We start from the raw sequence: 26,993 nt of genomic DNA, 5'->3' as shown, positions 1-26,993 counted from the left end.
AAATCTAAAATAAGACGCTGCGGTACTAAATTGCGCCATGACGCGGCGGCTTTTTCCCGTTGAGATAGTAATTGCCGACCGCAAAATATTTCCAGCGCACCGGATCATGCAGCGTATGGGTGCGTGCGTTACGCCAATGACGATCAAGATTGTGTTCTGCCAAGGTTGATTGCGCGCCTGCCAGTTCAAACAATTTACTACCGGCCAGCAACGCAATGTCCGTGGTCAACACCCGCGCTTCTGCCACTGCTATCGACGCTGCGGCAACGCTCTCCTCGTCTGGATGCGCCGCAGCTTGATCTACCCAGCGACCGGCACGTTCGACCAGCGCCTCTGCTCCATGTAACTGAATGGTCAGGTTGCCGATTTCATGGATGGTGAGGGGATCCTCAGAAGCGCGCTCGACGCCGCTGTCTACCCAAGGCCGGGACCTGCTGCGAACGAATCCGATCACATCGGTCAGGGCTGCGCGCGCCAAACCCAAATCAATGGCGGCATGGAGTAATTGGGCAAAGGGTCCTGCATGCGTAGGCGTCTCAAACGCTGCCTGGAATGGAACGATGTGGTTGGCATCCACGGCGACGTTGTCCAGCACCACCGAACCGCTACCCGTTGTGCGTTGGCCGAAACCGGACCAGTCGTCAATAATCGTCAAGCCGTCGGCACTTTTAGGTACAAATGCTAAATGCTGAACCCCCGCGTGATCGATGACCGATGTCGGAATCCATTCGGCATAAAGTGTACCTGTCGCATAGAATTTACGACCGTTGATCCGAAAGCTTTTACCATCCGCAATCAATTGCGTTTTGCGTTCTTGCGAGGTGCGCGTACCGATCTCGGCCAGTGCATTGCCAAAGCGGTCGCCTTGTAGTACCCGCTCAAAGAAAAACTTCTTTTGCGATGCAGTACCGTTGATACGCAGAAGCTCAATGGCATAAAAATGGTTCTGCGGTATTTGCCCTAACGAGCCATCAGCACTGGAAATGATAGCAATCACTTCTGCCAACGTGACGTTTGAAACACCAGCGCCACCGTACTCTTGCGGCACAGAAATGGCCCACAATCCGGAGCTGACGTAACGCTCCAGCTCATCCCATGGCAACCTTCTTTGTTGGTCACGCAAAGCGGCCTCAACCGAAAAATCGAGGGCGAGTTTATGTGCGGCTACCAAAGCATCCCCGTCATTACGTATTCTGGCAACAATGCGCTGAGGCAGTCTTTTATCAATATTGGTTGCGAAGTTGCTGGCAGATACCGCGGCACTGTTGGGCATGGTGATCCTATTCAAAATCAGTTAATCGGTGAGCCGTTGACCCACCAGGCAAAGGTCAGCTCCATGCGTGACGCTGTAGCGCAATAGCATTGACGCGTAACTGCTGACATGAATAACCTCTGAAAAATCTACGTATTGCTATTTACCGGCAGATGCAAAAACATTGGCAATACAAAACGTTGATCCATTAAACCAAAAAGCAGGCGTTTTCAAAACAAAGAATTTCGTATTTACAAGTACGAAATCAGCATGTACATGCTGCAAAAAAATTTGCTTTAAGAGCGAAAATCCGGGAAGGAAGTCGGTTTGAAGTAAACTAACGTTTTTCATACGCTGCATGCGCTGCATAATTTGATGCCTTGCATGATTTTGTTGTGGCTGCATGGTCGCCAATAAAGCGTCTAATGCGCATCTAACAGGATCCAACAATCCGGCACACTATCCCACTTTTTACCTCCGGAGGTCTTTTGCCCGCACACCCGATAATGCCCGCCACAACCGAAAGCGCTAGCCAGCCATTACCAAACTCGCATCGTTTATTTAAGCAGGTGCAAAATTTTCGCGATCTGGGCGGCCATCTGACCTCAGATGGGCGACGGATACAAACCGGGCGTCTGCTGCGTAGCGCCAATCCCGGACTTGCTACCGCCGACGACATCGCACGGTTGCAGAATTTCAATTTGAATGTGGTCATCGATTTCCGCACCGATGGCGAAAAGAAGGCCGCTGAAGCACCTTTCGGGGCGATATTCAACTGGATTGCAGATCCGATCATGGTCGAAAATCTGGCGCAGTTATCTGTACTATCTGCGCTTCAAAATGGCACAGCGGAACAGGGCCGACAATTCATGCTCGCGTTCTATCGCGAATTCCCGCTGCGCTATCAAGGCCAGTACCGACGGTTTTTACAGTTAGCGGAGCAAAATCACAATATCCTTTTTCATTGCACGGCAGGTAAAGACAGGACCGGATTTGCCAGTCTGTTGCTACTGTCAGCGCTTGGCGTTGCCCCGGAGACGATTATTGCGGATTATCTGGCCTCCAATCTCGACACCGAAGCGGGAAGCGCTCACCTGCATGAGCAAGTTAAAACGCTTGGGTTATCGGCTGAGGTAATCACGCCATTGCTGCTGGTGGAGGCGGCCTATCTGGAGGCTGCGCAACAGGTGATCGATGACGACCATGGCGGTATGCAAAATTACCTGGCGCAAATTTTGGGTGTAGACGTTGCGCGCATCCGGGAGAATTATCTGGAGTCTGTCACCGCGCTTTAAGGCCTCGGTTGTCGTGCAGATGTAGCGAGGCTACCATTACCCGCCGTAAAATACCGGCGTTACTTTGATCCGCATAACAGCCCATTCGGGCTTCTCGTATGTGATAATCACGTTATCTTTTCAACGGTGACTGCATTAAGTATGGTCGACTTACGGCGAATGCAATACGGCGCATGGATTGGGATTCTCGTGATCCTGATGTGTGGGTTCGCGCCTATGATCTCGCAAACCCTATCCGCCAAAAGATTCGCCATTGCCTTTCCCAACCGCTTTGAGAGCATTGAGGCAACGTTGCTTTGTACGATTCATCCCGGTATGCGTTCCGCCGAGGACGACGGTGCGACAGGCGGCACAACTGATAAAACCGATATTGGTGCTATGGCGGCTGGTCCTATGGCGAATATGCCGGTCCATACAGTCGCAGCGCATTCTGTATCGTCGACGCAGTACCAGCATGCGCAACAAGGCCAACGGGGCCAAGGCAGTCACGCTGGTCACTACGGTCACTACGGTCACTACGGTCACCATGGTAACGCTGGTCACTATGACCAAGATAATCAGGAGGCATGCGGCTATTGCAGTCTGTTCGCCCACTCCCCTTTTTTAGTCACTACGCTGCCGCAACTCGCCGCCATTGCGCAGTTTCACCACACGTTCATCGCCACCTTCGGTGCAGCGTTCCGCCCTCATACCGTTGCCGCTGCCAGCCGTCCCCAGCCGCCACCCTCGCGCTAATACCGTTCTCGTTTTTTTAATCCGTTCACGATCTTGCTGCGGGCTTGAGTTGATACTAACGGTGCGCAAAACCTTCATGGTCTTCAGACCCCGCCGGTTTCTACGCGCCGTCTATTAACAACTAATGCCCGCTCGTTGCAGAGCGTAAACGGATTCCTGGACAAACCATGCCGCGTATGAGGTTGCATGCGGCGGCTTGCCTCTTTACACTTTCTCGATGGAATTCAACATAATGCGAAACGCAATTATTCGTGCGGCTTTTGGCGTTGCTATGGCAAGCATGGCACCGCTTGGTCACACCCATGCCATAGCAGGTGACCGCACATTTCCCGTGACGTTGGCGGTCGATGATCCCGGCGTAGGCGATGAGCTGAATTTTCAGTTTGGACACATCCGGTTGCCCAATGACGACGGCGACCTGGCTACCAACAATAGCCTGTCGCTCAACTATGCCAAAACCATCACTTCTAATCTCGCGATTAGTGTTGGCGACAATTACGCCACACAACATGTATCCGGTAACCCTACCGTCAAAGGCATGGACAATTTTAAGCTGGGAATCAAGTACCTCGCCTATGTCAATCCAGTGCACGAATTCATGCTATCGATTGGCGTCGATAGCAACATTGGCGGCACCGGAAGCAAGGCTATCGGCACCAGTTACTCCGCTTACACGCCGACCATCTATGCGGGCAAAGGTTTTGGCGATCTGCCGGAGGCGTTACGCTGGCTCAAGCCTTTTGCCATCACTGGCACCATCGGTCAACAATATGCGACCAATCGCAGTGTGCCCAATGCGCTGAACTGGGGCGTGACGCTGCAATACAGCCTGCCGTACTTACAATACTCGGTCAAAAACATTGGTCTGCCTGCACCGTTTTCCAACATGATTCCGGTGGTGGAGCTTGCCATGAGCACCTGTACCAGCGGCAATTGTTCCGGGCGCACGACGGGCACCATCAATCCCGGCGTTATCTGGGAGTCGCGGCGGGGTCAGATTGGCGTAGAAGCACAAATTCCGGCCAACCGCGCGAGCGGTAACGGGGTTGGGGTATTGGTCCAGACACATTTTTTCTTCGACGATATTTTTTCGCAATTAATCGGAAAACCCGTTTTTTAAAGGCCTATCATGTTAAAACTTTCTTCTTCTCGTGTGTTGCTTCCTGCGTTGTCCCATCCGTTGTCTCATCTATTAGCGCTCAGCGTACTGTGCGTGGCCAGCATCGGTCAGGCTTACGCGCATGCGCATCCCGAATCGCAATCCCCACTCGCGGGGGCGGCTATCAGTGCACCGCAAGAGGTGCGTATAACCTACGATGACGCGCTTGAACCGACCTTTAGTAGTCTGATTGTCAGTGATGCCCACGGCAAGCAGGTCAATAGTGCCAAGGCAGTCATCGACGCGACAACGCACAAGACGATGCGTGTGCCATTACCCGTGCTGCCAACGGGTATTTATCTGGTGAAATGGGTCGCAGTGGCCGCCGATGGTCATCGTACTCAGGGCGGTTATACGTTCACGGTAAAGTGATGGCGCTGAGCGCCGCTGAATTGCTGCAACCGCTATTTGCAGCGGTAATGATCATCGCGCTGTCCTTGGCGATGGGCGTTGCTGCGCTGTCCCCCTCTAAGGGATCAGCGCTGATATCAGCGGCGACGGCTTCTGCAGCATTGCGCCGCCTTACCTATTGGGCTTGCTGGCTGTTAGGCATTGGACTGGCGGCGTATGGGTGCGTCAGCACGGTTGCGATGACGGACACGGCGTTGATGGCGTTTCCTGCCGCGCTGTGGCTGGTCCTCACCAAGTCCCACTTTGGTACGATGCTCTGGCTCAGTTTAGCAGCATGGATAGCCATGCTGCTCGGTACCGTCGTTGTCCCATTGCCCCTGCGGAGTCCATTGTTCATCCTTGGCATGGTGGGCTTTGCGCTGGCACGCGCTGCCACCGGGCACGCGGCGGATCAGGGATTTTTTAGTTTTTCGGTGCTGATTCACATGGCGCATATACTGGGCGCTTCAGTATGGCTAGGATCGATTCTGGTCTGTGTTTTGCTTACCCCAGCATGGTCCAAATGGAGCGCGCCTCAACGTAACGCACTGGCACAGCGTCTCTCTGAAGTAGCGACGGTGGCGTTGGCGGTGGTTGTCGCGAGCGGTTTATACAATGTGGCCCGCACGCTAGGACCAGCCGCCAATATCTGGATCGCTGAGTATACGTGGATACTTTTGGCGAAACTGTGCGCGGTAGCGATTGCTGCGGGACTTGGATTGCGTAATCGTTGGTATTGGTTGGCGCAATTAGATCAATCTGCGCACGATCAGGTGAATGGTGCCGCAGGGTTCAGGCGCATCCTGATCGCCGAATTATTCGTATTGTTGATCGTCGTGGCGCTTGCCGCGAAATTAGGCACAACAATGCCCGCACAGTAGACATGACAACGGCGTAATCCAACAATGTAATCGTCCGCCTGTTTCGGATTAAATCCGATGCTTAAATATCGGTCCACATGCGTAATAAATTATGATAACTACCAGTCAGTTGAATTAATGCTTGCGGATCGGCGGCAGCTTGATTAAGGCGCTGGATGGCGCTGTCCAGATCAAACAATAACGTGCGCTGTGCATCATCCCGAATCAAACTCTGCACCCAAAAAAATGCGGCCAGACGCGCACCACTTGTTACCGGCTTGACCTGATGCAGACTGGTCGCCGGATAGACAATCATGTTACCGGCTGCGAGCTTGACGGATTGCACACCGTAAGTGTCCTCAATCAGCAATTCACCGCCATCGTAGGTCTCCGGCTCGCTAAGAAATAATGTGACCGACAGGTCCGTACGTATCTTGGCCCGGCTTCCGGGGATTAATCTTATTGCGCCATCAACGTGACTACCGAATGCCATTCCGCCCTGGTATAGATTGAACATTGGCGGATAAACGTGATTGGGTAACGTAGCGCTGATAAACAGCGGATGGCGCTCCAATTGGGCCAGTATCAGGTCCCCCAGTTCAATCGCAATCGGCGCATGCTCATTGATTTGCAGATTGCGTTTGACGTGGGTGCCCTGATGACCGGCTGTGGCGCGACCATCGACCCATGCGTCGCCCGCGGCGTTGAGTTTTTCACGGACTAACAGCAGTTGCTCCGCGTTCAATACTTCGGGGATTTCTAACAACATGAATCGCTCACCTTTAGATTAGAAACGATAGTTCACACTTGCCAGCAGGGTAACTCCAATACCGGGAACCGAGCGACCGCCATCGGAAGGAATCAATGCGTCGATATAATGTTTATCGAACAGATTAAGTACGTTCAGCCGTAAATCATACTTCGGTTGATGGAAAGCGACAGTCGCGTCCCAGCGTGTATAACCGCCAGCAGACACCACATTGGTGTTGCTCGCAAAACGGCTGGACATGTACAACATACCGCCGCCGACTTCCCACTGTTTGCTGAGGTTGTAGGTGGTCCACAAAGTCATATTGTCACGTGGTGTATTGGCCAGTGTTTTGCCTTGTGTGCCATCTGCTGCGGACGCGTGAACGACGGTCGGATTCAGATGTGTGTAACCACCGATCACTTGCCATTGCGGTGTGATGTGACCGGTTGCGCCGAATTCAAATCCGGTCACGCGGACATCGCCATCGAGTTGATATACGCCTGTCGTTATCAATGAGCGCGCGTTGGTTTTCTCAATATCGAAGATTGCCGAAGTGAGGGAGAGATCGCCATTGAACAGATCCCATTTTGCCCCGACTTCGTAGGATTTATTGGTCTCTGGCGCGATAGCTTGCTGGCCCGAGGTGACAGTTAATTGCTCAAGCGACGGGTTAAACGATGTGCCGTATGACGCATAGTAAGATTGCGCATCAGTCGGTTGATAAATTACACCGGCGCGGACACTAGTGAAATTAACGGTTTGATCGGCGCGCGTCAGCGCTGGCGTGCCGGAGGCGATGCTATTGTTCAATTCAGCCTGATAGCGATCCCAACGCAAACCGCCCACCAATTTCCATTCCTTGTTCAATGCAACCGTGTCGTTGATGTACGCCGCTAATGCATTAGCGCTGGACTTGACGCGATTGCCGGTGGTCGTCGTGACGTTCGCTGGCTGCGACTGGTAGACTGGATTTACTAGGGCCACGATAGGTAAATTGTTGCGCGTATAGCCTGCGTTGTCGTATTCGTCGTGACTGATTTCCGTCCCGACAATCAATGTGTGCTTGATCGACCCGGTATCGAACCTGGCGATCAAATCGGTTTGGTTATCGAGCGACTGATCATGAATATTCCGGTCATGACTAGCCAGTTTTACATACAGTTGATCTAACGGTACTGTGGTTGTGTTACCGGCCGCGCCAGTAGGCAATACCGTGAATTTACCGTTATTCATCGTGCCGACATTGTTTGCAGCGGTCTCCCGCGCGTTTGTTGTGTAATCGCTATATTGCGTCTGATTGCGCAAAGTTATATTGGCATTGATTTTATGCTCAACGCGCGCGCTGACAATCGCCACATCCTGAATGGTGCGATCATCATTGAGGCCGTAAAACGTATTACGATTGACGGGCGCTGCCTGATGGTTAAGCGGTGGCAAACCATAGTCCGGCATGTCGTTGTTGTGCGAAATCAACGCCGACAACGTAACTTCAGTCGGCGTACCGATTCCGAATCGCAGCGATGGGGCCACGCCAAAATCGGTGTTGCGCATCTGGTCGCGATTGGTTTTTGCCTCTTGCCCCATCATCTCGATACGGAACGCAGAAGTGTCCGACAACTGGCGATTAAAGTCGCCTGTCGATCGCACGCCGCCATTGGTGTCTGCGCTCAGTGAGACTTGATTGGCATTGGCTAAAAACGGCGCTTTACTCACCTGGTTAATGACGCCACCGGTGGAACCACGCCCAAACAGCATTGATGATGGGCCTTTTAAGACTTCAACCGATTCCAGATAATATGTATCGCGATAATACTGGCCGCGATCGCGTGAACCGTCCACATACATATCAGTGCGCGCACTGAAACCTCGCAAATTAAAGTTGTTACCGATCTGACCGCCTTCCGCACCGCCGATGGTAATGCCCGGCACATTGCGCAATGCTTCTTGCAATGACGCTGCGCCTTGCGCCTCCAAAACCGCACGGTTAATGACGTTCACAGACTGAGGAATATCCCGAATCGGCGTCGCAACCTTGCCACCGACGGTGCTGGTGCCTGGATTATAGTCAGATTTATCTTTCACACTCTTGACCGTGACTTCCGGCAGGGCAGCATCGATTGGCGCGGTTGAAGAGTCTTGTGCTATTTGTATGGTTTGGGCGGAAGCAGTTTGCTGCATCGCTACAGGCGCAGCAAAGGCTGCCAGCAAAGCAGCGGCCAATGGCGTGAGACGTCGGTTCATTACATAATTCCTTGGTAAGTCAGTAAGCACCCGAGAGGGCCGGGCAATGGGTATGAGCGTGAACAATTGGCTGGCTGGCCGGATCAAAACCCAGTTGGCTGACTAAGATTACAAAGCAATAAAATAATGAATCGGTAATGTCAATAAAGATGCGCTGAAGTAAAATTTACTCCAGAACAATATTTGAATATTGCATAATCTAAACAAGCCTGAAATTTAATACGAATGATTCGCATTGTCAAATTAAAAATAGAACCAAATTTTATTTTTTTCGGACGCATAATGCTTATGGCAACATACATAACGCTCATCACTAACGCCGGGGAAGTAATCTCTGCACTTGCTGGGCACAGTCCCTGATTGGAAAGAGGGGTTACAAAGAGGCAGAAACCATCAAACACATCGCCTTTTTTCGAACGCCCGCTAAACTGCATTATTAGTTGTTTTACAGCAACATCCAGAAGTATCTCGAGGACGCATTTTTTTCACATCGCTCAATAACCGCAAAGGAAATCACGATGTTCAACTTTCAAAAAGCCGCAAGACCCCGTTTGCTAGCTTCACTGTTGTTTGCCACTGCTGCGATAACAGGCTGTTCCACCACAGCAAGTGATCCAATGGGAATGATGGGCCATAGCATGCAACCCAAGCTTGATGGGGCGCATGAAGTGCCGCCGAATACCTCGCAGGCAAGCGGCGTTGCGGCGATCACGGTAGGAGCCGATAAATCGGTCAGCGGTAAGGTCACGACTACCGGCGTCGATGGCAAGGCAGCACACATCCATGAAGGCGCGGCAGGCACAAATGGTCCAGTGATAGTGCCGTTAAGCAAGACCGCAGACAATATGTGGTCCGTGCCAGCTGGTGCGATGTTGACCGACAGTCAGTACGCGAGTTACATGGCAGGCAATTTATATGTCAACGTGCATAGCGCTGCCAATCCGGGCGGCGAAATTCGTACCCAGTTGACGCATTAATGACGCACCATCCGATAAATTCGTAAGCTGAATTGCTGGATTAAAATAGTGTATTAAAGCAGCGTACTCAAGTAAGATATTTTTAAGTGGTTGAATGCATTGCGCTGAAACGTCAAGCGACGCCGAGCAACTTTTATAGAGATCGGCGTCGCTTTTTTCGACTCTTTTTGAAAGCAAAATTGACAAAATGAACCTGGACGATGCGGCCTTCATCAAAGGTTAAACTTTCAATTATTACTTAACATAAAAGAGCATCCTGACTTTTGCAGGATCGCGACAACTAACTGCCCAACCCCAACTCGCGTAACAAGACCGCACAACAACGCCAAAAATAGCGATCATTTCATTCATACGACGATGTTATGCCATTCATTCCACTGAAATTAAAAAAATACCTTTCAATGCGTGGGGTGGGCCTCTACCTCGCATTAACATTTTCCGCGCTATCACTTTTACTGACCTGCATATTGGTGGAGGTGATTGAAATTGCCGCCACTAACTCTGTCGAAACGCGCATCGGCAACGGTCTGGCAGAACGGGCAACGCAAACTTCGGACGCCTTTGATCGCGGTCTGTTCGAACGTTATCGCGAAGTACGCCTGATGGCTAACCGTGAAGATATGGTCACAATATCTGACAATTTGCACGACAATCGTGTGCAACGTCGCCGACAATTGGAGACGCTCCAGACCACCTATCCCTACTATGCCTGGATCGGGATGACAGATGCTAACGGTAAAGTCATTGTCGCGGCACACGGTTTACTGGAGGGTATGGATGCTTCCCGACTACCGTGGTTTAACAATGCGCTAAGCGGGATCAATCTGGGCGACGTACATGAGGCCACATTATTGGCCAAGCTTTTGCCTGCAGATAAATACCCCATCAACGAACCGGTGCGTATTATTGATATTGCGTTTCCGTATCTGGATAAAGCGGGCAAAACCGCAGGCGTACTGGCTGCGCATTTATCCTGGCACTGGGCCGATGACATTAAGCGATCAATGTTTACGGCGCGCGATCAAAGTAATATCGATTCGGTCATCGTCAATAAAGACGGTAAGGTTTTGCTCGGTCCAGCGGAATTAGAAGGAAAAACGATCAACCTGCCCAGCCTGAAACTGGCGCAAAAATCCGCGGCAGGATATACCGTTGAAACCTGGCCAGATAACCAGCGTTATCTGGTGGGTTTTAGCCGCAGCACGGGATATCAATCTTATCCCGGCATGGGCTGGACAATATTAGTCAGGCAAAGTGAAACCGCCGCGCTTTTGCCGCTTAAAAAAATTCAGCTAAAGGTGCTCTGGTCGGGAGCAGCCGCGGCCATACTATTTTCGCTAGTCGGTTTGATTGTGGCGCGAAATATTATTTTGCCGTTGCGCGCGCTCGCCAAATCCGCACAAAGAATACAGAACGGCGAGATCGTAAATATTCCGGCGCCGTCAAGCAACAGCAACTATTTCGAGGTGCAGGCCTTGACCGCATCGCTCAATGCCCTGGTTGGCAATTTATTCAAAAAAGAATCGGCGCTAAAAGAACTAAATCTTACTTTAGAGAAACGGGTTGAACTTCGTACCGCCGAGCTGGGCGAGGCGCTGACCAAGGTTACAGTTAGCGAAAATCGTATTCAAAGTATTCTTGAGAGCGCGCAAGCCGCTTTTGTGGGCGTGGACTCACGCGGCAATTTTAGCGACTGGAACACTCAGGCGGAAAAAATGTTCGGCTGGACGCGACAGGAGGTTCTAGGGAAACAAATGTCGCGCACGATCGTCCCGCTGAGATTTCAGGCTATTATCGACAAAACCATCGCCCAGGTTTATCAGGCCCGCAGCGCAGACCGATCTCGCACCGCGACCGATACCGGCAATACGAACGCGATGAAATTCCTCAATCACCGCATGGAGCGCCTTGTTCTGGATCGTGAAAATAACGAGTTCCCGGTGGAAATCACCATCAGCCTGGTGGACGATAGGGACAACTATTTTTTTAGTGCTTTTTTGCATGATATTTCAGACAGAAAACAAATTGAGCGCATGAAAAATGATTTCATTTCAACGGTCTCACATGAGTTGCGCACACCACTGACGTCCATCCGTGGCTCTATCGGATTGCTGGTAGGCGGCGTGGCAGGCGAGCTACCCGCGCAAGCCAAAAGTTTGCTTGAAATCGCGAGTAAAAATTGCGCACGATTAGTACGGCTGATCAATGATGTGCTGGATATTGAAAAGATAGAATCCGGCAACATGCGCTTTGAGATGGTCAATCAACCGCTACTGTCGCTGGCCCAGCAAGCCGTTGAGGCCACACAAGGCTACGCGGCAACATTTAACGTCCGGTTGATCATGAGTGTCGCGTCGCACGAGCGCACGGTCCAAATTTCGGGCGACCGTGACAGGTTAATTCAGGTACTGATTAATCTCCTTTCGAATGCGATCAAATACTCACCAACGGGTGGCACGGTAACGCTGCAACTGGACCAGCATAAAGAGGCAGGAAAAGACTGGGTGCGCATTTCTGTTATCGATCATGGGAGCGGCATTTCAAAAGAATTCCGCCCGCGTATTTTTCAAAAATTTGCGATGGGTGATTCCGCTGATTCTCGTAAAAAGGGCGGAACAGGTCTGGGCCTGAGTATTAGTAAACATCTGGTCGAGCAGCATGGGGGGCGGATAGATTTCTTTAGCGCAACAGGTCATCCTACGAAATTTTTTATTGATCTTCCTTCAATAGCAGCACTCAGTGTCTAGTAAAATGGTGTCCCTAAAATAAGTACCCAAAAATGTAAAGTGCCGATGGCCAACATATGATGTTACCGCCAAGAAAAACCGCTGCCGCTCTCCGCTCGATCTTGTATATCGAAGACGACACCGACATTCAAAGTATCGCCAGCCTGGCACTTCAATCCATCGGCGGCTTTGCGGTAACCATCTGCAGCTCCGGGCCAGAAGCGCTGGCTGCCATTAACAGTGGCAATCGGCCCGATCTGATTTTGCTTGATGTCATGATGCCCGAAATGGATGGCCCCTCGACCTTGTCCGCACTGCGCGCATTAACTTCCACCGCAAGCACTCCTACCATCTTCATGACTGCAAAAGCGCAACCGCACGAAATCGCATACCTCATATCTTTAGGTGCGCTGGACGTGATCGCCAAGCCATTTGATCCCATGTTACTAGCGCACAAAATCAAAGAATTGTGGAGCAAAAATAATGCCTGACAAGCTTGAACCAAACCGGATCAACCCTGTTAATAACGAACCCATCGTCCATGAGGACACAGAGTTAGCAGTTTTAATGGCGTCGCTCGGACGTGAGTATATGGGCAAGCTGCCTGCCAAAATTGCCCAAATGCATATGGCGCTGGCGCATTGCAAAGGTCAATTGAATTGCGGCGACGATTGTGGCAAAAAGGCTGGCGATCAATCAACCAATGCCGAGGCCGCGAGTACGCTACTGCGCCTGGTGCACTCGTTAAGCGGCAGCGCCGGTATTTTCGGTCTAGAGGCGTTAGGAAAGCAAGCAGGCAAACTGGAGCAAAAACTGAAGTCGCATATCAATCAAAATAGTTGGTCCGAGGATGCTTTGTGCGAAATCGGCATGGGTTTGTCAGAGCTTCAAGTGCATGCGTCGATTGTTACAATAGAAAAGCGTAATTGACCGCAGCATGAATTTAAAATGTCTGCTGAATAAGGTATGTTCGCAGCTATATTGCCCAAAGAATACTGAAGCGACAAAATTATGCCAGCGTAACGGTTGAAGTAACAAGTAAAGTACCAGGTAAATACGGAGAAATTAAGAAGCAATGGATAACTCGGCTATTTACAGCAAGACCTCCAGAGGCATGAACGCGCTAAAAGTTGGCGCTAAAAATATAGGGCGTGACGACGCACGGGTTTTGACGTTGATCAACGGCACCTCCAGCGTGAGCGACCTGACCGGGATGCTTGACGCCGCGACCAATAATAGATTGGCGATCACGCTGGAGTCATTGCTCAAACTTGGATTAATACGGGTTTTTTCCAGCGTCAATCTCGACGGCCCCGGCGACTTGGCAATGGGGACGTCGCAGAACAGCGCATACGCGCCGGATGGCATGCTGAAATCTACGAATACCCTGCCGACCATTGAAGTCAAGGAACTTTCGCTGCAAGAGAGCGTGCAGGTCTGGGCTGAAGCGCGCAGAGGAGCAACTATTCTCGAAAAAAAAGGTTTCTATGCCTACGGCCAAAAACCGAGCGACCCAAATTCAGTCAGTCCGGCGAATCTGATAGCCGGCACCGGCATGAACGTTATGGTGATAGAGGACGACGAATCGTTGAGCCACTTGCTGGAGTCGCTTTTACAACATAAAAACCATACGGTGCAGATCGTTGAAAATGTCGTAGACGCGATTACTACCCTCAACGGACTCGCGGCATCTGGTTCTGGTCCGCTACCGGATTTGGTGCTGCTTGATGTGATGCTGCCGGGACTACCGGGGAAAGACGGATTCCATGTTTTGGACTACATCCGTCGCCATCCAGCCTTAAAACAAACGCCGGTCATCATGGTCACGTCACAGATTACCGATGAATATGTCTTGCGCGGCATTAAAGCCGAGGCCGATGGCTATATTTTCAAGCCGTTTAAATGGCCGGCACTTTATGAGTGTATTAAGAGTGTCACCGGGAGGTAATTAGCCCACGCTCAGGACGTGCGCGGCAGTGCGACGTTCTGTCACCCCATGCCCGCCCCTACGTTAATTCCCGGCAGCGCGGTGGCGCAGCAGATGGTAACTATTTTGATTCGTCACAACGATATAGGGGGATCGACATCAGCCCAAATGCAGATGGCTACCAAAGAGCCCAACCAGACCGATTACGATCAAATAAATAGCGATGATAAAGTTCAACAACCGCGGCATGACTAGAATGAGTACGCCAGCAATCAAGGAAACCAGCGGTACCATCGTGATATGAATGTTCATAGTGCGTTCTCGTTAATAGGGGAAGGCGAAAGGTCAAAAACAACTTCGTTAAGCGCGGTCACACCATTCTGATGCGTTAATTTTCTTCCAGCAGGAGCTCGTCGACTGCAGGGTCCGAGGATGAGGCGGCGCGGGGCGGAGCCATTTTCCAGGTAGACCGGATATAGGGCCTCTCGTGACCAGCGACGTATAATGCCATGCTGGTCAACCAGCGTTGCGTCGGCGCTGATTTAGCGTAACTGGTGCTAAACACCGCCATCAGACTTATAGCAATCAACCAGCGATTTACTGTCGGCGGGGCACAGCGCTCTGCAATGGCAATAAAGCCGATACTGACTATCGCACCCAATATGCATCCCGATATCATTTCGGAATTTGAATGCGCATGCACGACCAGGCGTGAAATACCGATCATTATCCCAAACCCAATACCTACCAATACTCCCGCCATCCGCCATCGTCTAGGCGCTTTTTGCAAGACTAAATAAAGCATCACAGGCATCACCGCCATTGCCCGCATCGCATGACCGCTGATACCCGTAAAGTCTAGCGCCCGTATCCCAACACCCCAGCCAACGAACGCGAGTTTGGTCACGAGCACCAGCGTTAAGCCGGAGCCGAACAATACGCACCACCATAACGCCATTTTCCAGGCCCGTCCGGCAATCAGCCAGAGCGTCACCACAATCGCGCCCGAAAGCATGACTGTGCTACCACCATAATGCGTAAAATCATTCCAGTAATTCATGAGTTGCAACGGCCAATCTAAAAAACTAGTTTTCGAAACTATCGTCGCTTACGGGGGTTCCTGTTCTCTTGGACGGGCACTTAAGCGACAGCGATAGTTATTTAAAAAGGGTAAAAGCCGCGTGGCGACGTCCCTGTTACTCAACCGAATGGTGCACCGCCATATATTAGCGCAAATTAGCGAAAAGGAACTGTCTGGTAGCTGATTAAGTACGTCACTCGTGCTTGCCCTCATCCTTTTTGTCATGCGGACGACCACCACCGTGGTCCTGGTGATTTGGCGTTTGCTGCGACTGTGTCGGTGGTCGTGGTTGCGCTTGCTGTTGGGGCCGCTCTTGCTGCGGCGTTGGCGGTCTAGCTTGAGCTTGAGCCTGAGCCCGAGCCTGAGCTTGAGCTTGGGCCTGAACTTGGGCTTGAGCCTGAACTTGGGCTTGAGCCTGGACTTGGGCTCGCTCCTGTTGTTGCTGAGCGTGCTGTTGTTGTGCCTGCTGCTGTTGCTGCTGTTGCTGCTGTTGCTGCTGTTGCTGCTGTTGCTGCTGTTGCTGCTGTTGCTGCTGTTGCTGCTGCATCTGCGCCCGTTCTTGCTGTTGTGCCCGCGCCCGTTCTTGCTGTTGTGCCCGCGCACGTTCCTGTTGCTGGGCCTGTGCACGTTCCTGTTGCTGGGCGTGAACACGCTCTTGCTGCTGGGCCTGAGCACGTTGCTCTTGCTGTACCTGCGGCTGTAGCTGCGGCTGAACGTGGGGTTGCGGTTGATTTTGCGGCTGAGGACGCCCTTGTTGCTGCGTGTGCGACTGATCCTGAGGCGCTGCCGGGGCAGCACTCGAAGGACGCGTCATATCTGATTGCGCCTGACCGCCGTATCCGGGCCTGTTTTGCCGATTGTTCTCTAGACGCTCTTGATTTTGACGTGGCGCGCCCGAATCGGCAGGACTCATCGGAGCGATGCCCTGCACTCCGCCCCCTATAAGCGCAGAATTCTGCTGCATAATATTATGCTGAGGTGCTGGCGCGCCAGCCGCCGGGGCCATATGCGCAAAATTAGGCTTGCTCATGCTATTAAAATTGGGTGGCGCTGCAACGGGCGGAGCCAATCCCATGTTGTTTTGAGTCGGCTGGGCACGATTCATATTATTGAAAACAGGCTCTCCGGTCCCACGCGCACCCTCGTTTCTGCGCGCTGCATGATCTATCTCTGGCTGATTTTGAGCAGAAAAATTTGGACGCGCCACATTATTACCATTCACTACAGCATTAGAAGGCCCAACATTCGCTTGCACCCTGTTACCATCCGGCGGCGGAACGACATTATTTGTTACGTTATTCCGGTTATTTATGCCGTTGCTGTTATTGGCGCTATTGACAGAATTATTATTGAAAATAGCGATGTTATTAGTATTATTAATGTTGGTATTGTTGACGTTATTAGTCACCCGATTAACGATCGTAGTAGAGCGCGATACATAAGTCGAGTTGTTATAAACAACAGCGGGCCGTTGCCAGACACCGCGATCCGGACCGCCATCATCACGACCACGACCGCGATCGGTGCGGTCATCACCATCATGCCCTCTGTGCCCGCCCCACTGCATGCCCCAGGAGTTCCAGCCCCAATTGGAATTACTAATTACCGTGCCGACCGCAACACCGATTCCAAATGAAATCGCACCGGTCGTGACAATCTCGCTTGTACTGTAAGTGGGCCGCGACGGCTCATATCGATAGCCGGGATAGTATGCGATCGGTTCGCCATATACCACGCGTGGGTTATAAGTCGGCACGTACACGTAGTCCGGTTCCATCGGCTCAATCATAATCATATCGGGCGGCGCGGCAATTATCTGCGGACCGGAATATACACGCGGCTCCCTGGCCTGCAGAACATAGTCATTTGGCGACGTATTGCTGCCACGTGAGACCACCGCTATTTTTTGATGTTTGGAGGTCTTTAAATTTCCGCTACTGGCTGCACGCTGACGCATGACTTGTATGGCATTCATCACATCAATCGGATCGTTGACGTAAGCCGCACCCAATGCCGAGGTCCACTGAATATTTTGCGCCATCTGGCTCAGCACCTCAGGGAACGTGGTCAAACTTTTTATGCTAACGTCCCAAGGCTGTTGATTTGTGGCAGCGACCAATTGCGCGCCCTTCAAGGCCTTATTTTGCGCTAACCAGCCATCAGCACGCGTAATCTGGTCGGGATAGGTCGAACCCGCAAGAACCTGCGCTACCAACTTATCGGGAAATAATGCAATCGGACCTACCATTTGATATAACTGTTCTGCCGTCGGCGGCGCATAAGCCGCCTTTATCGATGTTGCATCCCGGGAAGGCTGATCGGATGCCTTGATTTTGTTGCAACCAGTCAGCGGCAATATCGCCACGCACAAAGCAGTACTAAGCATTAAAGAGATTGTCTGGGTGCGATTGGACATATTACGCTCACAATTATCGTGATGAGTGGTTTTGATTGCTGCAAATTAGCATGTAACATTGTAGTTATATTTATAGGTTACAAACTATTGCAATCTCTGAAGCCTCTCCCCTACGCACTTCCGCGATACACGCGCGCTTCGAAGCATAACGTGCCCCCCTCACGGCTATCGCTTTTGGCTGCCACAATCGAAAGTTAACGTGTAAAACCGACGTTTTTTCCCTTGACTGAGGTCGTTGCCCTGCGCCAGTGACGGTAGACAAGTCGTCTACCGCCGCCCTGGAAAGGGAGAAAAACCAAAAACCAATGAGGGATGCAAGCCACGCATCCGGTGATAATTATTTGCTCTTCCTGACGCTTACGGGAGGAAATTCATCTACGCAATAAGGTACATCGGTTATTGCCACGCAAGCTTCAAACGCATCCGCGGCGTAAGCCGTATCAAACACATACGTTATGTCATCGACCGTTATTTCAGTCGGAGAAACTCGAATAATCGCCATCGTTAACCTCGCAATAATCAATTAAAAACGGGTAAAAGGTATTAACAATTACAGGTTTCGGCGGAGCAAGCGTGCGCCGATCCTCAATTCGCCAGACCGGCGCAAACAACGGCACGCCTACCAACACATCCAAGGGCCGATCAACTCTGCGCTAGTACCTCGTCCGCATAGGTTATGGTGAATCACTCTCGGGAACAGGGTCCCGAATCGGAACGCGGATATCACCTGGGATGGGGTCCTTTACTGGCGGCGGAGTCTCCGGTACCGGTACAGGGAGGGGAGTCTCGTCTGGGGGAGGTTCTTGGGGCATGTGCATTTTTACTCCTACCGCGATGTCATGAACGACATCATATTATGAACCTCATAGAAAAAAAGGCGATAATGCTGGCAATTTTCCGTATTTCAATAAAGAAAGCTGGTTGGAATATCTGGAGGAAGGGCGCCCTGGGACCAACCGGCTGCAGGGCGCTAAAACGGATTTAAACCGGAGCATCAGTCCAATGCAAAATTGTATCAAAACAACATTTACATCGTTCAAACCATTCCGCATTTCAAGTATTACACCTTCGGAAAGTCAGTACCAAGGCTAATATCGTGCCATGCTTCAATTTGCGCTAATCCATCCTTAAGTTTTTTGGTCACAGCATCGATACCGAACGCGCCGAGCACCAGATGCTGCGGTGGATTTTCTGCTTCCGTCACCAGAATCATCGCTGCCGCCGCCCGTTCAGGATCGCCCGGCTGGTCGCCGCTGCCCGCTGAAGTGCCCTGCAGACGTACACCCGCGGTGTCGGCATAATCAGCAATCAGATTCGGCGTTTGCTTTAAGGAGCGGCCTGCCCAGTCGGTACGGAACGGCCCCGGCTCAATGCAAGTAACTTTGATGCCGAGCGGCACAACCTCCGCAGCCAAAGAATCCGACCAGCCTTCCACTGCGTGTTTGCTGGCGGCATAATATCCTGAACCCGGAAAGCCGACCTTGCCAGCCACGGATGTAATGTTCAGAATATGCCCTTTACGGCGGGCGCGCATAATGGGCAATACTGCACGCGTGATCGCAAACAGTCCGAATACGTTTGCATCAAATTGGGCGCGAATTTCTTCCTCCTTACCCTCTTCGACTGAGGATTGATAACCATAACCGGCATTGTTGACCAAAACGTCGATTACACCAAAGTGGTCTTGGGCGGCTTTCACCGCGGCAGTAACCTGGGCCGCATCAGTGACATCCAGCGCAAGCGCCAACGCCCGATCACCGACGCCAGCAACCAAATCAGCGACGCGCGCCCTGTCACGCGCGGTAACGACAACCCGCCAGCCACGGGCAAGTACTTGTAACGCCAGCTCACGACCGAAGCCGGTTGAACAACCAGTAATGAACCAGACGGGTGTTTCTGTAGAGAGAGTTTGTGCGCTCATTGCATTCCTTTGTTTGGGCAATGGTACGGTATGTGGTGACCGCACCTTAACATTAGTATAGTGCATCGTCGCAATACTGTTTGGCAGGCACATGGTTCGGCAAACGCAGCACTAAACGCGGACACCCTCGACCATGACGCGACCAGCCTTAAAGCACATTCAGATCGTGCAGTCGTTCTCTGATCCCCTCAATTGATGTATCGGGATCGACTTTCCAAGCACACCAGCCTCTCCTTCGCGCGGCCTGAATATTTTCCATCAAATCGTCAAAAAATATTATCTGGTTTCCGGAATAGCCAGAAATATTTTCGAGACATCGAAATATTTTATCATCCGGTTTTTGGCATCGCAACCGAAAGGATAGCAACCTGTAATGACATTGATTTAAAGCACGCAGCGACTTTAGACAATCCCAATGGGCTTCATTAATATTAGACAGAAGCGCCACCGGAACCGCCTGATCGTGTAACTCACAAAGTAACGTACTGGCACCCTTATACAGCCCCAGTAATCTGTTCTTCACAAATCGTTGCCGTAGCGTTGCCGGGTCTGTATTTAAGGGAAAAAACAATCCGAGTTGCGCAAAAAAATCTGGAGAACTGATATTCCCGAGGCAGTACTGATTCAGCAACGCAGCGAGTTGTGGTTGATCCTCTCGGCGCACCACGGAACGCATCGAAGGCCGTAGCCTGACAAGCACATTTCCAAGATCAAAACAAACGAGATTTGGCATGGCGGGCGACTCAACCATGCTCTTCAATGCGAAAGGTCCTGCAGACGCCGATCTTACCTTCGCTCGCATCGGCAATACGGACACGCGTGTTATTTTTGATTGGCGTCGGCAGTTCGTTGAGCAGAAAAAATCCAACGTGGACAATTTCTTCATTGGGTACCCAATTGGCCCTGCCTAAAATCGTGCAAGCAAAAGAAATGACCAGATCGGACTTGAAAGGTGCAGAGTAAATGCCAACCAGTCTTTCTACGCCTGCACGATACCCCGTCTCCTCCATTACTTCGCGTATGACGCCCTCTTCGGGAGACTCCCGATCTTTCGGGGGGAAAGGCAATCGAAAATACCTACGCATTAAGTAGCGCCGGTCACGCTTGAGAATTCGGGCACAAAGAAGATAAACCACAGACACGTCAGATGACGTCGATGAGGATGAGAAAATTCGCCTCTGAATAGAGGCGCTTGAAACCGGCTAATAATTTGGACTGAACGTATCAATTCAAGCCTGCAAATGGCTCTTATACAAACCCGCGATAAGATCGGATTGCGTCAGCATGCCGACCAGTCGTCCGTCGTCATCCACCACAGGAATCGAATGCAATCCACGATCGGACATCAGCGGCACTAATTCCACTATCGCCTGATCTTCCCGGGCCACTGTGACGTCCTTGTACATAATTTGCCCGACGACTTCAGGCTTGTTCGAATGCGCGCGTGGCACGTTGCGTAACAGTTGCCTGAGTTTTTTGCCGAGTTGCGCGTAATTTTGCAGGCGAATGGGTTTTATGAAATCGGCTTTCGTCAGAATTCCTACTACATGTTTGCCCCGACCCACCACCGGAATAGCAGTCAATCGGTGCACCTCCAGCAGGTTCCATGCAGTTAATAAATCCGTACCAAAATCCACACTGACAACATCTCGCGACATCAAATCTTTGCAACTGACAATGCCAAATCGACGGCGATGTACCTCCATCTCGGTCTCTAGAAAAATATTTTCCAGATCGCCTCTACTAATATCCAGCACCTGGTTATAGCGACTCAGCACGATGTCCAGATCCTCGGGTGTAAACCCGACTCTCGCGGTCGGTTCGACGTCTTTCAACGCGTGCTGGTTACTGTGATCCTTGAACGCGATATGGGGATAACGCCGTCCGGTGGCGTTGTTGAATAATATCGCCGTCAACAAAAGCAAAAATGTATTCAGGCCGACCGGCACCAGCAGAAAATGATAGCCTAATTGATGAATAGCCGGGCCACCCAACACCGCTGTCAGCGCCACGGCGCCGCTCGGCGGATGCAGGCAGCGCAACCAAAACATCGCGCCTATCGCGAGTCCGGCTGCAAGCCCGGCAGCTAACACTGGTTCGCCAATCAGCTTGGCGCAGGTAACGCCGATCAAGCCGGCGCAAAGATTACCGCCGACAATTGACCATGGTTGCGCTAAAGGGCTCGCTGGGACCGCAAACAACAACACCGCCGATGCACCCATCGGTGCGATGAGCCATAACGCACCGACAGAATGTCCCAGCATCAAAATGCTGCAAGCGCCCGTCAGCGTGATGCCGATCAACGCACCGGCGCAGGCGCGCATCCGTTCAAAACGATCCACCGAGTCAAAACGCGTGAGAATATCCCAAAGCCAGCTAATTTTTTTTCTGATCATGACTTGCTTATCGTATTGAGAATTTACCCGCGTCAATTGCTTAGTTGCAGCTATTTTTTTGCGAATATACCACATTACGATATATTAATTTGCGTGTTTGTTTTACCAATACGCATTGAAATTAGCATTGGCAAGCTTCGGAAATTTTGGGGAAAGGCATTCAAAACGACTTAGGCAACCTTAGCGTATGCGGCACAAACTTTAAATCCGGGCGATCAACCAAATCGGGCGGCGGCAGGCGCTATCGCGGCTGCGCATCCATTCCTATTTTTATTAGTAAAAAAAAATGGCGCTTTTCACCCTTTTTTCCATTAATTCCCAGCGGAAATAATAAAAACGGAAACCTTGTACAATTACCGCCATCGGCCTGTTGCCCACCGCGTGCGCAATTCCTGAGCCGATATCCCCTCTTTTTTTGTAGTCAACAAAGGACGGCTCATGCGCGTCAAATGGTCTGCCCTCCGCTTATTTAGTACCGCTTCTATCGCTGCGCTTCTCGCAGCCTGCGGACAAAAACCACCACCTTCGCCACCGCCAACGCCCGAAGTAGGCGTGTTTACTGTTCAGCGCTCATCCGTGCCGGTCACGAGTGAATTGCCGGGACGTACCAGTGCGTTTTTGGTCGCGCAGGTGCGCTCACGGGTCGATGGCATCGTACTGCGTCGTGAATTTACCGAAGGCGCCGAGGTCAAGGCCGGTCAGCGTTTGTACAAAATCGATCCCGCTCCGTACATCGCTGCGCTGAACACGGCGAAAGCGACTCTTGCCAAGGCGCAGGCCAATCTGGTGTCACAAAATGCCCAGATTGCACGCTACAAAATACTTGTTGCCGGTAACGCGATCAGCAAACAGGATTATGACAATGCGGTTGCCACGCAAGGTCAGGCCGCTGCCGATGTCGCGTCCGGCAAGGCGTTGCTTGATACGGCAGCGATCAATCTTAGTTATACAGATGTCACCTCACCAGTCTCGGGCCGCACCGGTTTATCGCAGGTGACCCCGGGCGCATATGTGCAAGCTAGTCAAGCCACGTTGCTTACCACCGTGCAGCAACTCGACCCGGCGTATGTCGACATGGCGCAATCCAGCGTCGATGGACTCAAACTACGCCGCCAGATACAGGAAGGACGTCTGCAGACCAGTGGCGCGAATGCTGCAAAAGTCACCCTCGTGCTCGAAGATGGCCGTCCGTACACAGAAACTGGCAAGTTGCAGTTTTCGGATGTGAGCGTTAACACCAGCACAGGTTCGGTCACGGTCCGGGCAATTTTTCCGAACAAAGACCGCGTATTGCTGCCTGGCATGTTTGTACACGCGACGATTGACGAAGGCGTCAACGACAAAGCATTGATCGTGCCTCAAATCGGCGTATTGCATGACGCCAAGGGACAAGCCATTGCGCTAGTAGTCGGTCCTGACAACAAGGTCGTCCGACATGTACTGGTTACCTCTGGCACCTACGGTAGCAATTGGGTAGTCGAGAGCGGCCTCGTTCCCGGTGACCGTGTGGTGGTTAACGGGGTTGACAAAGCCAAGCCCGGCACGGTCGTCAAAACAGTCCCAACCACGCTGCCAGCACCGGCAGCGTCTGCTCCTGCCGCAACTGGCCCGAACAATGCCAGCGGCGCGCAAGGGACGGCTTCCGCCCCTGCTGCATCCGGCGCGAAATAATAAGGAGCCAGCTTCATGGCAAATTTCTTCATTGATCGCCCGATTTTTGCGTGGGTGATCGCTATCATTTTGATGTTGGCAGGATTGGCGTCGGTATTTAACTTACCCATCGCGCAATATCCAACAATTGCACCGCCCGCCATTCAGATTAGTGCCAATTATGCTGGCGCATCGGCAAGTACCGTTGAAAGTACCGTCACGCAGGTAATTGAGCAGCAGATGAGCGGTCTGGATCATTTGCTTTACCTGTCATCTTCCAGCGATGATTCCGGCAGCGCCGTGATCACGCTGACATTTGCCCCCGGCACCAACGCAGATATCGCGCAGGTGCAGGTGCAAAACAAGCTACAACTTGCCACCCCACTGCTGCCGCAAGCCGTGCAGCAAAACGGTACCAAAGTCACCAAATCCAGTAGTAGTTTTCTGTTGGCGATGGCGTTCGTATCTGAAGACGGCAGCATGGCGCGCAATGACCTGACCAACTACGTCGCATCGAAGGTGCAGGATCAAATCAGCCGCATCGATGGCGTTGGCACCGTGCAACTTTTTGGCTCGCAATACGCCATGCGCATCTGGCTTGACGCCAACAAGCTGAACAACTTTGCGCTGACCCCACTTGACGTCAAGAGCGCGATCACCGCCCAGAACGTACAGATCGCAGCTGGCAGTCTTGGTGGTACACCGTCAGTCCCTGGCCAAATGTTGCAGGCAACGATCACCCAGTCCACCCTATTACAGACACCCGAACAATTCGGCGACGTACTGCTTAAGGTCAACGCCGACGGGTCGCAAGTGCGGATAAAAGACGTTGCACGCGTTGAACTTGGTGCCGAAAATTATAACTTTGATACCAAATACAAAGGTCAGCCAACCGCTGGCTTTGGTATCCAGCTTGCAACGGGTGCCAACGCGCTGAACACGGCAAACGCGGTGCGGGCCAAGATCGATCAATTGTCGAAGTTTTTTCCCGCAGGCATGGCGGTCAAGTATCCGTATGACACGACGCCGTTCGTCAAGTTATCCATCGAAGAAGTATTCAAGACATTGCTTGAAGGTATCGTGCTGGTGTTTCTGGTGATGTACCTGTTTTTACAAAATCTGCGCGCCACGCTGATCCCTACTATAGCGGTACCGGTTGTGCTGCTCGGCACCTTCGCGATTATGTCGGTGGCCGGGTTCTCGATCAACGTGCTCTCGATGTTCGGTCTGGTGCTAGCCATCGGACTGCTGGTGGACGATGCGATTGTGGTGGTGGAAAACGTCGAGCGCATCATGGCCGAAGAAGGGCTATCACCGCGCGATGCGACGCGCAAAGCAATGAGCCAGATTACCGGCGCGTTGATCGGTGTAGCGTTGGTGTTATCGGCAGTATTCGTGCCGGTAGCATTTTCCAGCGGTTCGGTCGGTGCGATTTATCGACAGTTTTCACTAACGATTGTGGCGGCGATGGTCTTGTCCGTGCTGGTCGCGCTGATCCTGACGCCAGCGTTGTGCGCCACACTGCTTAAGCCGATCCCGCAAGGTCACCATGAAGAAAAGACCGGTTTCTTTGGCTGGTTTAACCGCACTTTCAACAAAAGCCAGCAAAAGTATCATCGCAGCGTCACGCACGTTATCCAGCGCTCAGGTCGCTGGCTGATTATCTACGCTGTCATCATGGTCGCAGTCGGGATATTGTTCGTCAAAATGCCTAAATCCTTTTTGCCCAATGAAGATCAAGGTACGATGTTCGTACTGGTGCAAACGCCTACGGGTTCTACGCAGGAACGCACTGCCAAGGTAATTGCCGATGTCACGCATTATTTGCTGACGGACGAAAAAAGCGTTGTCAACGCGACCTTTTCACTCAATGGTTTTAGCTTCGCAGCGCGCGGTCAAAACTCTGGCCTGATATTCGTCCAGATGAAGGATTATAAAGATCGTCAGGCAGCCGACCAAAAGGTCCAGGCACTGGTTACCCGGATGTTCAAGCACTACAGCACCTATAAAGACGCGACCATCATTCCGGTCAGTCCACCGTCCATACCAGAGCTCGGCACAGCGTCTGGCTTTGACATGCAACTAGTGGATCAGGCAGGGGTCGGCCACGCAAAGTTGATGGAAGCGCGCGACATACTTCTCGGCATGGCGGCAAAAGACCCGACGCTGGCGCTGGTGCGCCCTAACGGTTTGAGCGATACGCCGCAGTTCAAGGTCAATATTGATCGTGAAAAAGCTAATGCGCTGGGTGTCGCAGCGGCTGATATCGACCAGACTTTCTCCATCGCATGGGGCGCGTCGTACGTGAATAACTTCCTTGATACTGATAACCGTATCAAGAAAGTATTCGTGCAAGGCGACGCCCCGTTCCGTATGAGCCCGGAAGATATCAACAAATGGTACGTCCGCAATGCCTCCGGCGGCATGGTGCCGTTCACGTCGTTCGCCACCGGATCATGGGTGTACGGTTCGCCTAAATTAGAGCGCTATAACGGTATTTCGTCCGTTGAAATACAGGGTGCGGCAGCACCGGGTAAATCTACGGGGCAGGCTATGGAAGCGATGGAAGCAATCGCCGCCAAACTACCGGCGGGCATCGGTTACGAGTGGACGGGTCTGTCCAAACAAGAGCGTCAGTCTGGATCGCAAGCACCATTACTGTATGCGATCTCGATTTTGGTCGTCTTTTTGAGCCTCGCTGCACTGTATGAAAGTTGGTCGATTCCGTTCTCGGTCATCATGGTGGTACCGCTCGGGATATTGGGCGCACTGACTGCGGTGGCCTTGCGCGGACTGGAAAACGACGTTTTCTTCCAGGTTGGATTATTAACGACCGTAGGACTCTCGGCGAAAAATGCGATTCTGATTGTCGAGTTCGCCCGCGACTTGAGGGCGCAGGGAATGAGCACGGTCGAGGCTGCCATCGAAGCAGCGCGCCTGCGCTTACGCCCGATTTTGATGACATCGCTCGCCTTTATTCTAGGCGTGCTGCCACTTGCGCTTAGTAACGGCGCAGGTTCGGCCAGCCAGCATGCGATTGGCACCGGCGTGATCGGTGGGATGTTGACCGCGACCTTCCTTGCGATTTTTATGATCCCGATGTTCTTTGTCGTAGTCAGCAGCATCGGCAAGGGTAAAAACAAAGACAAATCGACTCCCCCACCGTCCGATAACGGCGACGTTAGTGCGGTTAATGCAGTCAGAGAGGGACGCTAA

The 26,993-nt window shown here is 51.9% G+C and carries 23 protein-coding genes and 1 pseudogene; 13 read left to right on the top strand and 11 right to left on the bottom strand.

Annotation, left to right across the window (positions count from 1 at the left end):
- Positions 1-25: 25 nt before the first annotated feature.
- Together HAV38_RS01675 and HAV38_RS01670 are read right to left on the bottom strand one after the other, a co-directional pair.
- On the bottom strand, positions 26-1,273 hold the full coding sequence (locus tag HAV38_RS01675; RefSeq protein ID WP_168051763.1) for an SfnB family sulfur acquisition oxidoreductase: 1,248 nt from the start codon (positions 1,271-1,273) through the stop codon (positions 26-28).
- A gap of 138 nt (positions 1,274-1,411) precedes the next feature.
- Positions 1,412-1,657 (bottom strand): hypothetical protein, encoded by a 246-nt coding sequence (locus tag HAV38_RS01670; RefSeq protein ID WP_168051761.1) that lies wholly within the window; start codon positions 1,655-1,657, stop codon positions 1,412-1,414.
- Between the two features lie 101 nt (positions 1,658-1,758).
- Here HAV38_RS01670 and HAV38_RS01665 point away from each other — a divergent pair, with 101 nt between their 5' ends.
- The 5 genes from HAV38_RS01665 (at position 1,759) to HAV38_RS01645 (ending at position 5,712) form a co-directional block, all read left to right on the top strand.
- Positions 1,759-2,547: a tyrosine-protein phosphatase gene (locus tag HAV38_RS01665; protein ID WP_168051759.1), complete on the top strand. Its 789-nt coding sequence runs from the start codon at positions 1,759-1,761 to the stop codon at positions 2,545-2,547.
- Between the two features lie 216 nt (positions 2,548-2,763).
- Positions 2,764-3,282, top strand: coding sequence for a DUF2946 domain-containing protein (locus HAV38_RS01660; RefSeq protein WP_168051757.1), 519 nt, complete (start codon positions 2,764-2,766; stop codon positions 3,280-3,282).
- Positions 3,283-3,514: 232 nt separating this feature from the next.
- Complete coding sequence (locus tag HAV38_RS01655) at positions 3,515-4,402, top strand: hypothetical protein (protein ID WP_245182134.1); 888 nt, start codon at positions 3,515-3,517, stop codon at positions 4,400-4,402.
- A gap of 9 nt (positions 4,403-4,411) precedes the next feature.
- Positions 4,412-4,813 (top strand): copper resistance CopC family protein, encoded by a 402-nt coding sequence (locus tag HAV38_RS01650; protein WP_168051755.1) that lies wholly within the window; start codon positions 4,412-4,414, stop codon positions 4,811-4,813.
- Positions 4,813-5,712 carry a CopD family protein gene (locus tag HAV38_RS01645; protein ID WP_168051753.1) on the top strand — a complete coding sequence of 300 codons (900 nt, stop codon included), beginning with the start codon at positions 4,813-4,815 and terminating at the stop codon, positions 5,710-5,712. Before HAV38_RS01650 ends, HAV38_RS01645 begins: the two co-directional genes overlap by 1 nt.
- Before the next feature lie 61 nt (positions 5,713-5,773).
- Here HAV38_RS01645 and HAV38_RS01640 read toward each other — a convergent pair whose 3' ends face one another.
- On the bottom strand, positions 5,774-6,460 hold the full coding sequence (locus HAV38_RS01640; RefSeq protein ID WP_168051751.1) for a Fe2+-dependent dioxygenase: 687 nt from the start codon (positions 6,458-6,460) through the stop codon (positions 5,774-5,776).
- 18 nt (positions 6,461-6,478) lie between these two features.
- Positions 6,479-8,683, bottom strand: a complete 2,205-nt coding sequence (locus HAV38_RS01635; protein WP_168051749.1) for a TonB-dependent receptor — start codon at positions 8,681-8,683, stop codon at positions 6,479-6,481.
- Between the two features lie 518 nt (positions 8,684-9,201).
- On the opposite strand from HAV38_RS01635, the gene HAV38_RS01630 reads away from it, so the two are divergent.
- The 6 genes and pseudogenes from HAV38_RS01630 to HAV38_RS01610 all read left to right on the top strand — a co-directional run bounded on the left by HAV38_RS01630 (position 9,202) and on the right by HAV38_RS01610 (position 14,334).
- Entirely contained in the window at positions 9,202-9,660 is a 459-nt protein-coding gene (locus HAV38_RS01630; RefSeq protein ID WP_168051747.1) for a CHRD domain-containing protein, read from the top strand.
- A gap of 563 nt (positions 9,661-10,223) precedes the next feature.
- Positions 10,224-10,847: pseudogene (locus HAV38_RS22215) on the top strand (cache domain-containing protein); the annotation flags it as partial.
- A 39-nt stretch (positions 10,848-10,886) separates the two neighbouring features.
- On the top strand, positions 10,887-12,407 hold the full coding sequence (locus HAV38_RS22210; RefSeq protein ID WP_375791681.1) for an ATP-binding protein: 1,521 nt from the start codon (positions 10,887-10,889) through the stop codon (positions 12,405-12,407).
- Between the two features lie 56 nt (positions 12,408-12,463).
- Positions 12,464-12,877, top strand: a complete 414-nt coding sequence (locus HAV38_RS01620; RefSeq protein ID WP_245182133.1) for a response regulator — start codon at positions 12,464-12,466, stop codon at positions 12,875-12,877.
- On the top strand, positions 12,870-13,316 hold the full coding sequence (locus tag HAV38_RS01615) for an Hpt domain-containing protein (RefSeq protein ID WP_168051743.1): 447 nt from the start codon (positions 12,870-12,872) through the stop codon (positions 13,314-13,316). The genes HAV38_RS01620 and HAV38_RS01615 overlap by 8 nt, the downstream gene beginning before the upstream one ends.
- 145 nt (positions 13,317-13,461) lie before the next feature.
- Positions 13,462-14,334, top strand: coding sequence for a response regulator (locus tag HAV38_RS01610; protein WP_168051741.1), 873 nt, complete (start codon positions 13,462-13,464; stop codon positions 14,332-14,334).
- 138 nt (positions 14,335-14,472) lie between these two features.
- Here the strand turns inward: HAV38_RS01610 and HAV38_RS01605 are convergent, their stop codons facing one another.
- The 7 genes from HAV38_RS01605 to HAV38_RS01575 all read right to left on the bottom strand — a co-directional run bounded on the left by HAV38_RS01605 (position 14,473) and on the right by HAV38_RS01575 (position 22,127).
- Positions 14,473-14,625 (bottom strand): DUF3096 domain-containing protein, encoded by a 153-nt coding sequence (locus HAV38_RS01605; protein ID WP_168051739.1) that lies wholly within the window; start codon positions 14,623-14,625, stop codon positions 14,473-14,475.
- A 76-nt stretch (positions 14,626-14,701) separates the two neighbouring features.
- On the bottom strand, positions 14,702-15,373 hold the full coding sequence (locus tag HAV38_RS01600) for a phosphatase PAP2 family protein (RefSeq protein WP_168051737.1): 672 nt from the start codon (positions 15,371-15,373) through the stop codon (positions 14,702-14,704).
- 214 nt (positions 15,374-15,587) lie between these two features.
- Positions 15,588-17,810, bottom strand: a complete 2,223-nt coding sequence (locus HAV38_RS01595; protein WP_168051735.1) for a DUF3300 domain-containing protein — start codon at positions 17,808-17,810, stop codon at positions 15,588-15,590.
- A 1,060-nt stretch (positions 17,811-18,870) separates the two neighbouring features.
- Positions 18,871-19,731, bottom strand: coding sequence for an oxidoreductase (locus HAV38_RS01590; protein WP_168051733.1), 861 nt, complete (start codon positions 19,729-19,731; stop codon positions 18,871-18,873).
- Between the two features lie 148 nt (positions 19,732-19,879).
- On the bottom strand, positions 19,880-20,464 hold the full coding sequence (locus HAV38_RS01585) for an HAD family hydrolase (RefSeq protein ID WP_168051731.1): 585 nt from the start codon (positions 20,462-20,464) through the stop codon (positions 19,880-19,882).
- A gap of 10 nt (positions 20,465-20,474) precedes the next feature.
- The gene (locus HAV38_RS01580; protein WP_168051729.1) at positions 20,475-20,816 is read right to left on the bottom strand and encodes an NUDIX domain-containing protein; all 342 of its coding nucleotides are present in this window, start codon (positions 20,814-20,816) and stop codon (positions 20,475-20,477) included.
- Between the two features lie 144 nt (positions 20,817-20,960).
- Positions 20,961-22,127: an HPP family protein gene (locus tag HAV38_RS01575; protein ID WP_168051727.1), complete on the bottom strand. Its 1,167-nt coding sequence runs from the start codon at positions 22,125-22,127 to the stop codon at positions 20,961-20,963.
- 438 nt (positions 22,128-22,565) lie between these two features.
- On the opposite strand from HAV38_RS01575, the gene HAV38_RS01570 reads away from it, so the two are divergent.
- Positions 22,566-23,798 (top strand): efflux RND transporter periplasmic adaptor subunit, encoded by a 1,233-nt coding sequence (locus tag HAV38_RS01570; protein WP_168051725.1) that lies wholly within the window; start codon positions 22,566-22,568, stop codon positions 23,796-23,798.
- Positions 23,799-23,813: 15 nt separating this feature from the next.
- The gene (locus tag HAV38_RS01565; protein ID WP_168051723.1) at positions 23,814-26,993 is read left to right on the top strand and encodes an efflux RND transporter permease subunit; all 3,180 of its coding nucleotides are present in this window, start codon (positions 23,814-23,816) and stop codon (positions 26,991-26,993) included.

The sequence above is a fragment of the Glaciimonas immobilis genome (genome assembly GCF_011947285.1).
GTDB classification, from domain to species: domain Bacteria; phylum Pseudomonadota; class Gammaproteobacteria; order Burkholderiales; family Burkholderiaceae_D; genus Glaciimonas; species Glaciimonas immobilis.
Note: the sequence above shows the minus strand (reverse complement) of the source record. Positions and strands in the feature narration are given on the sequence as shown.

What these genes read in the sequence shown, in the direction of transcription:
- HAV38_RS01675 (WP_168051763.1), bottom strand. Translation starts at nt 1,273, where the DNA reads ATGCCCAACAGTGCCGCGGTATCTGCCAGCAACTTCGCAACCAATATT.
- HAV38_RS01670 (WP_168051761.1), bottom strand. Translation starts at nt 1,657, where the DNA reads ATGCAGCCACAACAAAATCATGCAAGGCATCAAATTATGCAGCGCATG.
- HAV38_RS01665 (WP_168051759.1), top strand. Translation starts at nt 1,759, where the DNA reads ATGCCCGCCACAACCGAAAGCGCTAGCCAGCCATTACCAAACTCGCAT.
- HAV38_RS01660 (WP_168051757.1), top strand. Translation starts at nt 2,764, where the DNA reads ATGATCTCGCAAACCCTATCCGCCAAAAGATTCGCCATTGCCTTTCCC.
- HAV38_RS01655 (WP_245182134.1), top strand. Translation starts at nt 3,515, where the DNA reads ATGCGAAACGCAATTATTCGTGCGGCTTTTGGCGTTGCTATGGCAAGC.
- HAV38_RS01650 (WP_168051755.1), top strand. Translation starts at nt 4,412, where the DNA reads ATGTTAAAACTTTCTTCTTCTCGTGTGTTGCTTCCTGCGTTGTCCCAT.
- HAV38_RS01645 (WP_168051753.1), top strand. Translation starts at nt 4,813, where the DNA reads ATGGCGCTGAGCGCCGCTGAATTGCTGCAACCGCTATTTGCAGCGGTA.
- HAV38_RS01640 (WP_168051751.1), bottom strand. Translation starts at nt 6,460, where the DNA reads ATGTTGTTAGAAATCCCCGAAGTATTGAACGCGGAGCAACTGCTGTTA.
- HAV38_RS01635 (WP_168051749.1), bottom strand. Translation starts at nt 8,683, where the DNA reads ATGAACCGACGTCTCACGCCATTGGCCGCTGCTTTGCTGGCAGCCTTT.
- HAV38_RS01630 (WP_168051747.1), top strand. Translation starts at nt 9,202, where the DNA reads ATGTTCAACTTTCAAAAAGCCGCAAGACCCCGTTTGCTAGCTTCACTG.
- HAV38_RS22210 (WP_375791681.1), top strand. Translation starts at nt 10,887, where the DNA reads ATGGGCTGGACAATATTAGTCAGGCAAAGTGAAACCGCCGCGCTTTTG.
- HAV38_RS01620 (WP_245182133.1), top strand. Translation starts at nt 12,464, where the DNA reads ATGATGTTACCGCCAAGAAAAACCGCTGCCGCTCTCCGCTCGATCTTG.
- HAV38_RS01615 (WP_168051743.1), top strand. Translation starts at nt 12,870, where the DNA reads ATGCCTGACAAGCTTGAACCAAACCGGATCAACCCTGTTAATAACGAA.
- HAV38_RS01610 (WP_168051741.1), top strand. Translation starts at nt 13,462, where the DNA reads ATGGATAACTCGGCTATTTACAGCAAGACCTCCAGAGGCATGAACGCG.
- HAV38_RS01605 (WP_168051739.1), bottom strand. Translation starts at nt 14,625, where the DNA reads ATGAACATTCATATCACGATGGTACCGCTGGTTTCCTTGATTGCTGGC.
- HAV38_RS01600 (WP_168051737.1), bottom strand. Translation starts at nt 15,373, where the DNA reads ATGAATTACTGGAATGATTTTACGCATTATGGTGGTAGCACAGTCATG.
- HAV38_RS01595 (WP_168051735.1), bottom strand. Translation starts at nt 17,810, where the DNA reads ATGTCCAATCGCACCCAGACAATCTCTTTAATGCTTAGTACTGCTTTG.
- HAV38_RS01590 (WP_168051733.1), bottom strand. Translation starts at nt 19,731, where the DNA reads ATGAGCGCACAAACTCTCTCTACAGAAACACCCGTCTGGTTCATTACT.
- HAV38_RS01585 (WP_168051731.1), bottom strand. Translation starts at nt 20,464, where the DNA reads ATGCCAAATCTCGTTTGTTTTGATCTTGGAAATGTGCTTGTCAGGCTA.
- HAV38_RS01580 (WP_168051729.1), bottom strand. Translation starts at nt 20,816, where the DNA reads ATGCGTAGGTATTTTCGATTGCCTTTCCCCCCGAAAGATCGGGAGTCT.
- HAV38_RS01575 (WP_168051727.1), bottom strand. Translation starts at nt 22,127, where the DNA reads ATGATCAGAAAAAAAATTAGCTGGCTTTGGGATATTCTCACGCGTTTT.
- HAV38_RS01570 (WP_168051725.1), top strand. Translation starts at nt 22,566, where the DNA reads ATGCGCGTCAAATGGTCTGCCCTCCGCTTATTTAGTACCGCTTCTATC.
- HAV38_RS01565 (WP_168051723.1), top strand. Translation starts at nt 23,814, where the DNA reads ATGGCAAATTTCTTCATTGATCGCCCGATTTTTGCGTGGGTGATCGCT.